Below are 12,892 nucleotides of genomic sequence, written 5' to 3' on the forward strand. Positions count from 1 at the left end.
TATTGCGGAACATTTCGGGCAACCTTGTGGCGCGCTCATTCGAAACGATCAAACTTTCCGTAAAAGAACGCCGGGAATACCCGGAACGTTGCCATGTCCGGACACCACATCGCCGCCAGACCCCTCCTGCGCAATCAGGACAGTCCGACACAGACATCCATCCTACACCTTATCACAGCTATCTCAGCGGATGGATGATCCAGAACTGGCGACAGGCGCGGCAACCGGTGAATCCGAAGCCCCAACCGGTGCGCGAGCGGGCGCAAAGGCCGGAATCGGAGGCTGCACCTGCGACGGAACAGGAGCGGCCAGCGGTGCGACGACGAGCACTGACTGGCTGCCAGAAAGCGGCGCGATGGAAACAGTGCCTGCCCCACGCTCGCCGGACGCCGGAACCGCAACAACATCGACAGGCTTCGCTGGAGGCACAGGCTGTCCGGGATGGTAGACAGGGCCTTTATAACTCCCATCGATCTGGGACGCATTCAGAAGATCAACCCTGCCATCTCCACTGACATCATGAGCCAGTGGCGTCTTTTCCGGAGGAACCACCGGGACATTGCTGCCGATTTTTACGGGCTGCGCCTGAGGTGCGGGGTGACCAACGTAATAGACCGGACCTTTATAGGCCTGCCCTATCTGCGCGTCATTCAGAAGATCGACTTCCGCATCGCCCGCCGCGTCACTTTTGGTCGGGTCATCCTGCCTATCCCTTACGGGCTGCGCCTGCGGGATGGGCTGTCCCGGAATGTAAACCGGCCCCCGGTAGGAAGAATTGAGCTGTGCCTCGTTGAGACGATCGACAGCGGCATCCCCTGCCTCGGTATCGCCCGTCCGGGAAGTAAATGGTGCATGTGAAGCTTCAAATACGTGGTTCGAGGTCTGTTTCCGTGCTGGCGCCGCTTCGGCGCGCAGCAGGGCTGTCGAGGCGCATCCCGCGATCAGCAGAATCAGTCCTGTATTTTTCAGCATATTTTCCGTTTTTCTTTTCCGGGTCATTTTGAACATTGATCATTCCACAAGCGGTCACGTCTCGACCGCCATGTGGCCAGGCCATAGTCTCCACAACAGAAAGCAAACAGTCCGACAATGCTGAAAACAGCACATGATCTCAGCAGACAGGCCAGGCCAGGCCAGACCAGACGCCGACCGGCCTGTCTGCTGCCCGATTATCCCGCCAGATCCAGCCTAGTGGGTGGATGCGCCTGTCGAATTGGCGATGCTCTGCTGAGCGGCGGCTGCGCCACGAGAGACATCATGTCCAACGGCGCTCACATCCTTGCCTGCACCATGAACAGTGTTGCAGGCGGCAAGGCTCATCATGAAAGCAGCCGCACCTGCAATGCGAACAATCCGGGCGCCGGCTGTCTTGACTGAGGTCGTTTTAGTAGCGTTCATTGTCGTCTTAGCTCCAAAATAGCGCATAGACCTGAGAACGCCGGTCATTCCATAAGGTTGCGCCGATTTAATCACTGCCCGCAAACACACAACGAACGGGGCCGCAGAGGCGTGGACCCGAATTTCCTCCGGTCATGCACGGACAAGACCGTCAATTCCGGCCTATGTCTGGGCTCTGGCCGGATTGCAGAAAAATTCATGATCTGGCTTCATTGTGCTGTCGCTCATATATAACAGGCAGAAAATTCAGAATGTCAGCGTCAGGCGATGACAGCACCAGTAATGTCAGCCGGTCAGCCCGCAGGCAGGAACACCCTTCCGCCGGGAAAGGCGAAATATGAAGCACCCATCCGACCAGATCCGCCTTACACCAGCGGCAGAAGCAGCCCGTCAGAAACGCCTCGCCGATGAGGCCGAGGCCTTGCGCGCCAACCTCAGGCGGCGTAAGGCGCAGGCTCGTGCGCGGACCACGATGGAAACAACGTCAGACCGCCAGGATTTATCAGACAGCGGTACGACCACACCCGCTTCGCCCATCATTCCGGAGACTCCCTGATGCCGATCATGCCTGACACCTGGATCCGACGCAGGGCGCTCAATAACGGCATGATCGAGCCTTTCGTGGAAAACCAGAAGCGTGAAGGCGTGATTTCCTATGGTCTGTCTTCCTACGGGTATGACGCCCGGGTCGCTGACGATTTCAAGATTTTCACCGATGTGAACAACGCTATCGTTGATCCGAAATCTTTCAGCGAAGAAAGCTTCGTCTCACGCAAGGCCGATGTCTGCATCATTCCGCCAAACAGCTTCGTTCTGGCGCACACAATCGAGTATTTCCGTATTCCGCGCGATACGCTGGTGGTCTGCCTTGGCAAATCCACCTATGCCCGCTGCGGCATCATCGTGAACGTTACCCCGCTGGAACCCGAATGGGAAGGTCAGGTGACGATCGAAATCAGCAACACGACGCCCCTGCCCGCCCGGATCTATGCGAACGAAGGCATCTGCCAGTTCCTGTTCTTCCAGGGCGCATCTCCCTGTGAGGTCAGCTATGCCGACCGCGCGGGAAAATACATGCACCAGCGCGGCGTCGCGACACCGAGGCTCTGAGATATGGATCGTTTCATCATCCGGGGCGGCAAGCCTCTTCATGGCGAGATCACCATCGGTGGCGCAAAGAACGCCGGCCTGAAACTCATGGTCGCCGGCCTTCTGACGGCTGGACGCCTTGTCCTGACCAATGTGCCGCGCATCGCCGATATCGCCACCATGCGCGATCTGCTGGTCCAGCACGGTGTCGCGGTCGAGGATCTCACGGGCGACGGCTCTTCCTATTCCATTGGCGGCGAGATCACGAACACGGAAGCGCCCTACGACATCGTGTCGAAGATGCGCGCTTCCATCCTTGTGCTTGGTCCGCTGCTCGCCCGTTGCGGCAAGGCCCGTGTCTCTCTTCCCGGTGGCTGCGCGATCGGCACCCGTCCGGTGGACATGCATCTCAAGGGACTTGAGACGCTTGGCGCGGAAATCCGTCTTGAGGGCGGCTACATCAACGCCACAGCGCCGAAGGGACTGATCGGCGATCGGGTCATTCTGCCTTTCGCTTCGGTCGGCGCTACAGAAAACCTGCTGATGGCCGCAACACTGGCCAAGGGATGCACTGAAATCGTCAACGCAGCCCGTGAGCCGGAAATCGGTGATCTGGTCGCCTGTCTTAACGCAATGGGCGCAAAGATTACCGGTTCCGGCAGCGGCACGCTGATCATCGAAGGCGTGGAGGTCCTGCATGGCGCCGAACACCGTATCATGCCGGACCGCATCGAATGCGGCACCTACGCCTGCGCCGCCGCCATTACGGGCGGTGATCTGAAGCTGCTCGGCGGGCGCGTGGACGATCTCGGCGCGGTTGTCCGGGCGCTGGAAGAAACCGGTGTCGAAGTGACGCAGGAAAGCTACGGCATGCGGGTGCGTCGCACCGGCGCGCTCCGTGGCGTCGACATCATGACCGAGCCTTATCCCGGTTTCCCGACGGACATGCAGGCCCAGTTCATGGCGATGCTGGCGGTGGCCGAAGGCGCCTCGATGATCACCGAGACGATCTTCGAGAACCGCTTCATGCATGTGCCGGAACTCAACCGGATGGGCGCGCGTATCAATGTGCATGGTTCGTCCGCGATCATCCGCGGCGTGCATGCCCTCTCCGGCGCGCCGGTCATGGCGACGGACCTGCGGGCCTCGTTCTCGCTGATCCTCGCCGGTCTCGCCGCTCATGGCGAGACGACGCTCAGCCGGGTCTATCATCTGGATCGTGGCTATGAGGCGGTTGAGAAGAAGCTGGCGGCCTGTGGCGCGAACATTGAGCGCGTAAAGGGCTGAACCCTGACCTGAGAAAAGCAGGAAGAGGACATCGTGACAGAGACAGATCTTCGGCAGTTTGTTGACCCGGAACTGCGTCCTCTTCTTGATCGTTACGGACCGTCCGCTCTTGATGCGACGTCGCTTGCTGAAGCACGGGCCAAACGGCAGCCGCCACCAGGCATGAAAGATGACCTTCCTGTGCGGACGGAGATCGGATTGATCCCCGGCATGCCGGGTGATCCGGATGTTCGGGTGCTGGTCATCGCCCCTGAAGCGGCCTCCGCCACACCTCGTCCCGCCATTCTGCACATCCATGGCGGCGGCTTCGTGATGGGCAATCCGGACTCCATGGCAGCGGCCTTGCGTCAGTGGGTCCTGAAACTGGATTGCGCCATCGTTTCCGTTGATTATCGTCTGGCTCCGGAACATCCCTTTCCCGCTCCTCTGGAAGACTGTTACGCCGCTCTGGTCTGGATGGCCGGAAAGGCTGCCGACCTGAACATTGACCCGAAGCGTATCGGTGTAGCGGGAGAAAGCGCCGGCGGCGGACTGGCGGCAGGTATCGCGTTGCTGACCCGTCAGCGCGGTGGGCCGGCCCTCGCATTCCAGAGCTTGCAATATCCGATGCTGGATGACCGCACCGTCCTCAGCACACCGGACATTCCCGGCTGCGGTGCTTTCCTCTGGACACCGGAGATGAATGTTTTTGGGTGGGAATCCTATCTGGGAAGCCCGCCGGGTGGAGAGGGGATTTCACCATTCGCAGCCCCTGCCCGCGCCGCCTCGCTCAACGATCTGCCGCCAACCTATATCGGGGTCGGCTCGATTGATCTCTTCCTGCGCGAAGATCTGGCCTACGCCATGCGGCTCATGCAGGCGGGCGTTCCTCTGGAACTGGAGATTTTCCCCGGAGCCTTCCACGCTTTTGAGCTTGAGCCGCGGGCTAACGTTACAATCCGGTCGTCCGACCGACGTCTTGACGCCATGCGGCGTGCGATGGCCTCCCCGCAGGCCGACTGAGACCTCACTTCCGTCTCCCCACCCGACTTGACCCCTGAGATGTTCCGAAACACACCGTTACATTTACAGTTCGGAATCTCTCATGCGTTCTTCCCTTTTCAATCTCGGACTGCGGACGGTTTTCACCGCCTTTTTTCTGACAGGCGTGACAGCCCTCTCTCCGGTTATGGCTCATGCCCAGTCAGAGAAAATCGCCTCAGGGAAAATCGCCGCCTTCGATAAAAGCATGATCCACCAGGACCCTGATGGTTCCTACTATCTTTCAGCGCGCGACAAACTTGGCGTACTGCTTGAAATGGAAGATGGCGATGTTATCGGATTGAGCAAAATCATTGACCAGCTCAAGGCCAGCCCCACCGCATCTCCACTGGAAAAAGTTTTTGAAGCGCGGCTCTCTCTGGCTGCCATCCAGCGGACAGCCGGGAATTTTCCCGCCTCCAACGAGCAGCTTGATAAACTCGCTCATGCACTTGGCCCGATAGCGGACCCGGAGCGCATGGTTACGCCGCTTGGTCTGATCATAGCCACAATGCGGGCTGGCAACTTCTTTCTTGATGGTGACATCCATGCATGGGCGGTTGCGGTCGACGCCCTGCGCAGACAATATTTCGAACCTCTTCAGGCGTTCTATCATATGCCTGGCCTGACTGTCCGGAACGCCTCCCAGCTGGATCTCGTGGTTTCACCAGACACCATTCCGGAGCAGAGCGTTACACTTTCCAAAGGAGAGACCATTCCCTTCTGGCAAAGCACAGAATTGGTGAATGGCCATCAGCAGATCAATGCAAAAGGCCGGGTAACCGTTGACGGAGAGAAAACAGACGCTGTTTTCGACACAGGTTCGGCCACCCTGTCAGTACCTAGCGGTTTCGCAAGGCGACACAATCTGCGAGTAATTGCAAAAAGTTCCCTGATCCGGGATGGCGTGGGTCACTCACCTTTTGCGACGACCCAGTTTGTGATTGTGCCTTCCCTGAACATTGGAGGAACCGTTTTTCGTAACCAGATTGCCTCTGTCACCAGCCCTGACAGCCCTGTTATCGTTGGGCTCCAGCAACTGCTGAAATTATCTCATGTGACTTTCAGCAAAACAGGGCTCGAATTCGGCCCAGAAAAAGCCCTGAACTGCACAGGCCCTTTTGTTCTCGCCACTTTCCGGAGCGGACAGAAAGCGTGGCTGATGGACATTGTCACCCTGAACGGAAGTCAGGATTTTACCATTGTGGACACCGGTAGCAACATGCCGGAAATACTGGAAGTCAACACGCCTTCTCTGACGCCATCCCTCCGGCAACATGCTTTCCGCGAACACTCGGCTACGATTGCCGGAGAACAGACTGCGACGGTAGCGGTGGAAGATTCCTCGGTCGCCTTTGGTACGCAGCAACTCATGACGCCGGTTCGATACAAGCAGACCCCTGCCCATCTGCGTCCGCTGCTTACAACGGCCATCCTGAATTACGGAACCATTCAGTTTGACAGAAACAGCCGTGTGTTCTGCGTCAATCTTCAGACGACAAGATAGTAGAGGGGCAGATGGTTTCCGCCGTATCAGGGGTTAGCGGGCAGAGCGGCTGCTCTCGAAAAGACGGTCTTCATCTGCTTCACATCAGGTGCGGATGAAAACCTTGAACAGAGTGGTCAGGCGTTACTGGCCGCTTTTCGAGTTTTTGTGTTTGTCCTGAAACTGTTCGATTTCACCCCGCAGATTCCCAATCGGGGCAGCATTGATCGTGTCCTGATAGGTATTGCCGTCCCACAGCCAACGATCCGAACCATCCACCAGAAGATCATACATGCCACGATGACTGGTCGGCAGCACGGAAATCTGGCCGCTCACGGAATCAAGGATTTTCACCCAGTCCTGATCCTTGCGCAGATACACATCGGTCGAACACCCGGCCGATCCGCATAAAGCGGCCGACTGAAGCTCGATAAACAATGCAACGTCGCCTTTCTTTGTGGAGAGCGGAGCGGAGCCGATCAGCACAAGCGGCTCTTCCTTATGCCTGCGGGACGTGGCGATATCGTCAGATGCGAGTTTCCGGGCCTGCCTGTCGAGTTCCGTTCCCGGCTGCTGGGTCAGGATAACCGGGTTGCCGCCTTTCGACGGGGTGCTCGCGGTTTTCGCGACGGAGCGATGGCGGGTATGCGAGGTCGTGTGGTGGGCCTGCGTGGTAGTCGCCTCCGCATACCCCGAAGACAGCGCCAGAGACAGGCAGGCTCCCAGTATGGCCGTTGACCGTTGACCGCACAGACGTTGCTGAACAGATGAAGCCTGCACTGCGAAGCGTTTTACCGATGGCGACAGGGAAAATGAATGCAAGACTGAAAAACTCCATCTGACGATCATGCCCAAAGGGTCATGACGAAGACACATCAACCACGTATTCCTGCTATCATACCGTAATTCCCTGAAGGAGCGACACGATCTTGCAGGATATCTCTTTCTCCATTCAGCCGGGTCTGTACCGGCATTACAAGGGAGGACTGTATACGGTCCTTCATACGGCGCGACACAGTGAAACCGAGGAGTGGCTGGTTGTCTACCGGAGCGAGGCTCACGGCAGCCTATGGGTCCGCCCATTGTCCATGTGGATCGAACAGGTCGATGGCTGTCCCCGGTTCGCATTCATAAACCCCGACGACGCGGAGGCACCCAACCCTGTGGTCTGAGGCAATTTTTCAGGCTCAGCCGATGATATTCCCATAAAAAAGCCCTCTCCGACCTGTGCTGGAGAGGGCTTTTTCTGCCGGAACTGCCTGAAGATCAGATCAGCGACTTGGCGCGAGCCAGAACAGCCGAACAGACATTGCCCTGAGCAGGCGACTCCAGTGGTGTAATGGTCGAACGGTTACCGTTGATCAGGAACTCACCAGATGAACCGATGGCATAGTCCATGTTGCCATTCTGATCCGCGGGAACTGCGTTCGTCTTGGCGTTGATCGCTGCCTGAAGCGAATCACCGTCATCGTGGGAGACGTGGTCTGTCTCGACGCAGTAGTTCAGAAGGCCTGCGACATTGGCCGGAGAAACGGAAGCGACATCCGCCGGAGACGCAACTGCCGTGGGGGCCTTGCCATAAACAGCAGGCAGGTCAGCGGCATGGGCTGAGAGTGTGAAGGACGCGGCGCCTGCGACAAAAGACGCCGCGGCAAGGGCGCGAAGATAAAAACGGGTCATCGAAAGCTCCTGTTGCTTTGCCGGTATGTTGCTTCAATGCAATCTTCCGCGCAACACATGCAGGAGGCATGGAGCCATGTCTCACGGGGGAAACAGGCGTTCACAATATCGGGAGGTTTGTGAAACCGTCTTCAGAAGAGCCATTCTGGAGCGGGTGAAGGGAATCGAACCCTCGTATGCAGCTTGGGAAGCTGCCGTTCTACCATTGAACTACACCCGCATTCACTCAACCCTATAATCCGCTCCACTGGGCATGGCAATCGCCACCATGCCCGCAGAGAGAATCAGAGTTTTGACGGGACTCTTGGTGAACGCAGTGTCTTGTCACTCCATCCGCCGCCAAGCGCACGATAGAACGTTACGATGTTTTCATATCGTGCGACTATCACCGCCACACGCGACTGCTGCGCCTGAAGCAGATTCCGCTGCAGGACCAGTTGATTGAGGTATGAATCCGTTCCCACAGAATACCGCATCTTCGACAGGCGGTACGCATCAGCCATCTCACGGACATAATCATCCATCCGGCGACTTTCCTCCAGATAGGTGGAACGCGCGACCAGCGTGTCCGACACCTCACGAAAAGCCGTCTGGATCGTCTTTTCGTAAGTGGCCAGCTTGATGTCCCTGCCCGCCTTGGCGGATTCAAGATTTCCCTTGTTCTGACCCCAGGTGAAAATCGGGATGCTGACATTGGGTTGCAGTCCCCATGTCGTCGCCGGAGCCGTAAAGAGCCGGTGGAACAAGAGGCTGCTGACGCCGTCAGTCGCCGTCAGCGTGAACTTCGGGAAAAACGCGGCTCTCGCAGCGCCGATAGTGGCGTTGGCCGAAAGCAGATCGTGCTCGGCGGCGACGATGTCCGGACGGCGGAACAGAAGCTCCGACGGCAGTCCTGCCGGAATGTCCGCCATCAGCGTCTGCTCGCCCAGCGGACGCGCAGGCGGCAGGTCAGCGGGAATCGGCGCACCGATCAGCAGGGTGATGTTGTTTTCATCCTGCGCCACAAGCCGGGTCTGCTGCGCCAGAAGCTGACGGGCCTGATCCACCTGTGTTTCCGCCTGCCGCACGGTCAGCAGGTTTTCCTCGCCATGCTCATAACGAAGACGAATGAGCTTGAGATTCTCATTCAGATTCGCCACCGCCTTGTCGGCGATATCCAGAACTTCCCTGTCGCCAAGCCATGCCAGATAAGCATTGGCGACCTGCGAAACGATGCTGATCCGCACGGAGCGTTCGGCCGCCACCTGTTTGAGTGCGGCTTCAGCCGTCGATTTCGACAGGCTACGGATGCGACCGAAAATATCGATCTCATAGGAAGAGAATCCGATACCCGCGCTGTAGTAGCGGAAGGTCGAGATCGTCTCACCGACACCAGGCGCGAAGCTGAAGCCGGCTGTCTGGGAAGGCGCCATATACATCGCCTGTCCTGTCGCTCCGATTGGAGGGAACAGGGAAGCGTGCTGCACGTCATACTGCGCAGCAGACTGGGAGATATTCGCAACCGCGACACGCAGGTCACGGTTTTCACGCATGGCGATGGCAATCAACGCCCGGAGGCGCGGATCAGTGAAAAACTCTTCCCAACCGATATCGGACGCAGGCGTTTGCAATGCGTCTCCTGCCTTCTTCATCGGTTCAGCAGGATAGGCGCCCGCCACCGGCGCTTTTGGCCGGTGATAGGTCGGCTCCATGGTACAGCCCGCCAGCAGAATCGCCGCGAGGGCCATGCTGCCGGAACGGGAGACCACTCCACTACGGACGCGAGAAAAAACGTTCATCATGTCGCCTCCGGTGTGGCGTTGGGAGGAAGCCTGTCATCGTCACGGCGTTCCGACAGGCGACGCACCCTGAACAGGCGCAGCACCAGAACAAAGAACAGCGGCACGAAGAAGATCGCGAGGAAGGTCGCGGTCAGCATGCCGCCCACCACGCTGATGCCGATGGCCTGACGGGCGGCGGAACCGGCGCCTGAGGCGATCGCCAGCGGCAGCACACCCAGCACGAAGGCGATCGACGTCATCAGGATCGGACGCAGGCGTTCGCGCCCGGCATTGATGACGGCTTCTTCCAATGTCTGTCCGGATTCAAAGTTCGCCTTGGCGAATTCCACGATCAGAATGGCGTTCTTGACCGCCAGACCGACCGTGGTGAGCAGGCCGACCTGAAAATAGACGTCATTATCGCGGCTGCACCACAATGTTGCGGCGATAGCGCCCAGCACACCCAGCGGAATAACCAGAATCACCGCGAACGGAATGGCCCAGCTTTCATAAAGGGCTGCAAGGCAGAGCAGGATGACAGTCGCCGCCAGAGCATAGAGGGGACCTGTCGAGGAACCGGCCGCCATCTGCTCGAAGGACAGGCCCGTCCATTCATAACCGATGCCCGGGGGCAGATCGTTCAGAATCTGCGTGATTGCGGCAATGGCGTCGCCGGAACTGTAACCCGGCGCAGGCTGGCCAAGAATTTCATAGGCGTTCAGGCCGTTATAGTTCTCCACCTTCTGCGGACCGACAATCCAGCTCCCGCTGACAACAGCGTTGAATGGAACCATCGTGCCGCTCGTATTGCGCAGATACCAGGCATCCAGATCGACCGGCACCATACGTGAGGACGGCATGCCCTGAATATAGACCTGCTTCACGCGGTCATCGCGCATGAACTGGTTCACATAGATCGAACCGAGCGCGCCGTTGACCAGCGTGTTGATGTCCGCAACCGAGACACCCAGCGCGTTGGCTTTCTCACGGTCAATATCGAGATGATATTGCGGCGCGTCTTCCATGCCGTTCGGACGGACGGCCATCAGCCGCCTGTCCTGTGCCGCGCGTCCAAGAACCATATTCCGGGCAGCCAGAAGCTGGTCGTGTCCAAGATGGCCACGATCTTCCAGTTCCAGATCGAAGCCGGACGCATTACCCAGTTCAAGCACGGCTGGCGGGTTGATGGCGAAAATCTGCGCCTCCGGGTCGCCCCAGAAATGCATCATGATGCGTCCGGCAATGGCCGCCGCGCCCTGACCCGCACCTGTACGCTCATCCCATGGCTTCAGCTTGATGAAGAACGCGCCGGCGCTCTGACCCTGCCCCGCAAAGTTGAAGCCGTTCATGACATAGACGGATTCAACATTGGCTCCCTCAGCCTTGAGAACGTAGTCCGAGACCTTCTTGGTGACGTTCGCCGTCTGTTCCTGTGTCGCTCCAGGGGGCGTCGTCACCTGTCCGAAGATCAGACCCTGATCCTCGTCAGGAAGGAAGCCTCCCGGCAGGCGCATGAACAGGAAGACCGCGAAGGCCGTGATGGCGGCGAAACCGATCAGCGACAGAAACCGATGTCCGATGATCAGGTGGACCCCGCGCAGATAGACATGTGTCAGACGGTTGAAAGAGCGGTTGAACCACCCCGCCACACCTTTGTCTTTCTCATGCTCGCCTGGTTTGAGCATCGTCGCACACAGGGCCGGTGTCATGACCATCGCCACAAGCACGGAGAGCCACATGGCGGCGCAGATGGTGATGGAGAACTGTCTGTAGATCACACCTGTGGAGCCGGTAAAAGCCGCCATAGGCAGGAACACGGCTGTCAGCACCAGCACGATGCCGATCAACGCGCCGGAGATTTCGTCCATCGACACACGGGCGGCCTCTCTCGGGGAGAGATTCTTTTCGTGCATCACGCGCTCGACGTTTTCGACCACGACGATCGCGTCATCCACGAGCAGGCCGACGGCCAGAACCATCGCCAGCATGGTGAGCGTGTTGATCGAAAACCCCAGCGCCGACAGGAAGCCGAACGTGCCGAGCAGCACGACAGGAACAGCAATGGTCGGGATCAGCGTGGCGCGGAAGTTCTGGAGGAACACCAGCATCACAAGGAAGACCAGACCGATCGCTTCAGCGAGGGTAACGACCACCTCGTGAATGGACAGGACGATGAACGGCTCGGTGTCGAGCGGGTAGAAAGTCTTCAGCCCGGCGGGATAGAACTTCTCAAGACGTTTAATTTCCTCACGCACAGCGGCTTCGGTGGTCAACTGGTTCGCACCGGGCGTCAGCTTCAGCGCCATACCAGCGGCCGGATGACCGTTATAAAGTGATTTGAAGTTGTAGCTCTGCGCGCCGAACTCGACCTTGCCCACATCGCCGATACGGACCTGTGAGCCATTCGGCATGACCTTGAGCAGGATCTTGCGGAACTCGTCCGGCGCCGTCAGTCGTGTCGGACCGATGATGGTCGCATCCAGTCTGGCGCCCGGCACCGCCGGCAGACCGCCCAGTTCACCTGATGAAACCTGAATGTTCTGGCTCTGGATCGCCGCCTGCACGTCACCGACTGTCAGGCCGTAGCTATAGAGTTTGCGGGGATCGAGCCAGATACGCATCGCGTATTCCGAACCGAACAGGGTGTGATCGCCCACGCCGGTGACACGCGACAGTGGATCGGACACGTTGGACGCAACATAATCCGCGATATCTTCAGCGTTCATGGAGCCGTCGGTGGAGATGAAGCCGATGACCAGCATGAAGTTCTTCACGGCCTTGGCGACCATAAGACCCTGCGCCGTCACCTCCGAAGGCAGCTTTGGCTGGGCAAGCTGGAGCTTGTTCTGCACCTGCACCTGAGCGATGTCAGGATTGGTTCCCTGTTCGAAGGTCAGGTCGATTTCCATCTGACCCGACGCATAGGATTGCGACGAGATATATTCGAGATGATCGAGCCCGAACATCTGCTGCAGGATCGGCCGCACCACCGTATTGTTCACGGTTTCCGCCGAAGCGCCCGGGTAGGTTACGCTGATGGAGATCTGTGGCGGCGCGATGGACGGATACTGCGCGATCGGCATGCGGAAGATGGCGACACTGCCAACCAGCATGATGATGAGGCCGATCACCCATGCGAAGACCGGCCGGTCAATAAAGAAGCGTGACATGC

General features: G+C 58.5%; 12 protein-coding genes and 1 tRNA gene. 6 read left to right on the forward strand and 7 right to left on the reverse strand.

What is annotated here, in order from left to right; all coding sequences use genetic code 11:
* Positions 1-183 precede the first annotated feature (183 nt).
* Positions 184-972 carry a RodZ family helix-turn-helix domain-containing protein gene (locus A0U92_RS09225; protein WP_077814351.1) on the reverse strand — a complete coding sequence of 263 codons (789 nt, stop codon included), beginning with the start codon at positions 970-972 and terminating at the stop codon, positions 184-186.
* 216 nt (positions 973-1,188) lie between these two features.
* The gene (locus tag A0U92_RS09230) at positions 1,189-1,398 is read right to left on the reverse strand and encodes an entericidin A/B family lipoprotein (RefSeq protein ID WP_077814352.1); all 210 of its coding nucleotides are present in this window, start codon (positions 1,396-1,398) and stop codon (positions 1,189-1,191) included.
* A 337-nt stretch (positions 1,399-1,735) separates the two neighbouring features.
* Here A0U92_RS09230 and A0U92_RS09235 point away from each other — a divergent pair, with 337 nt between their 5' ends.
* The 5 genes from A0U92_RS09235 (at position 1,736) to A0U92_RS09255 (ending at position 6,301) form a co-directional block, all read left to right on the forward strand.
* A complete protein-coding gene (locus tag A0U92_RS09235; protein WP_077812963.1) occupies positions 1,736-1,954 on the forward strand; it encodes a hypothetical protein in 219 nt (72 codons plus the stop codon).
* Positions 1,954-2,508 (forward strand): dCTP deaminase, encoded by a 555-nt coding sequence (dcd, locus tag A0U92_RS09240; protein ID WP_077812964.1) that lies wholly within the window; start codon positions 1,954-1,956, stop codon positions 2,506-2,508. Before A0U92_RS09235 ends, dcd begins: the two co-directional genes overlap by 1 nt.
* A 3-nt stretch (positions 2,509-2,511) precedes the next feature.
* Positions 2,512-3,774: a UDP-N-acetylglucosamine 1-carboxyvinyltransferase gene (gene murA / locus A0U92_RS09245; RefSeq protein WP_077812965.1), complete on the forward strand. Its 1,263-nt coding sequence runs from the start codon at positions 2,512-2,514 to the stop codon at positions 3,772-3,774.
* A gap of 33 nt (positions 3,775-3,807) precedes the next feature.
* Positions 3,808-4,776, forward strand: coding sequence for an alpha/beta hydrolase (locus A0U92_RS09250; protein WP_077812966.1), 969 nt, complete (start codon positions 3,808-3,810; stop codon positions 4,774-4,776).
* A gap of 82 nt (positions 4,777-4,858) precedes the next feature.
* Complete coding sequence (locus tag A0U92_RS09255) at positions 4,859-6,301, forward strand: aspartyl protease family protein (protein ID WP_077812967.1); 1,443 nt, start codon at positions 4,859-4,861, stop codon at positions 6,299-6,301.
* A gap of 123 nt (positions 6,302-6,424) precedes the next feature.
* Here the strand turns inward: A0U92_RS09255 and A0U92_RS09260 are convergent, their stop codons facing one another.
* Entirely contained in the window at positions 6,425-6,988 is a 564-nt protein-coding gene (locus A0U92_RS09260) for a hypothetical protein (protein ID WP_408736118.1), read from the reverse strand.
* Between the two features lie 221 nt (positions 6,989-7,209).
* Between A0U92_RS09260 and A0U92_RS09265 the strand changes: the two genes are divergently transcribed.
* Positions 7,210-7,452, forward strand: a complete 243-nt coding sequence (locus A0U92_RS09265) for a DUF1653 domain-containing protein (protein ID WP_077812969.1) — start codon at positions 7,210-7,212, stop codon at positions 7,450-7,452.
* Between the two features lie 94 nt (positions 7,453-7,546).
* Here A0U92_RS09265 and A0U92_RS09270 read toward each other — a convergent pair whose 3' ends face one another.
* The 4 genes from A0U92_RS09270 to A0U92_RS09285 all read right to left on the reverse strand — a co-directional run bounded on the left by A0U92_RS09270 (position 7,547) and on the right by A0U92_RS09285 (position 12,890).
* On the reverse strand, positions 7,547-7,960 hold the full coding sequence (locus A0U92_RS09270; protein WP_077812970.1) for a YjjA family protein: 414 nt from the start codon (positions 7,958-7,960) through the stop codon (positions 7,547-7,549).
* A 146-nt stretch (positions 7,961-8,106) separates the two neighbouring features.
* Positions 8,107-8,180 (reverse strand) — tRNA-Gly (locus tag A0U92_RS09275).
* A 64-nt stretch (positions 8,181-8,244) separates the two neighbouring features.
* A complete protein-coding gene (locus tag A0U92_RS09280; protein ID WP_077814353.1) occupies positions 8,245-9,738 on the reverse strand; it encodes an efflux transporter outer membrane subunit in 1,494 nt (497 codons plus the stop codon).
* Complete coding sequence (locus A0U92_RS09285; protein ID WP_077812971.1) at positions 9,738-12,890, reverse strand: efflux RND transporter permease subunit; 3,153 nt, start codon at positions 12,888-12,890, stop codon at positions 9,738-9,740. Before A0U92_RS09285 ends, A0U92_RS09280 begins: the two co-directional genes overlap by 1 nt.
* Positions 12,891-12,892 lie beyond the last annotated feature (2 nt).

This window comes from Acetobacter aceti (assembly GCF_002005445.1).
Lineage (GTDB): Bacteria > Pseudomonadota > Alphaproteobacteria > Acetobacterales > Acetobacteraceae > Acetobacter > Acetobacter aceti_B.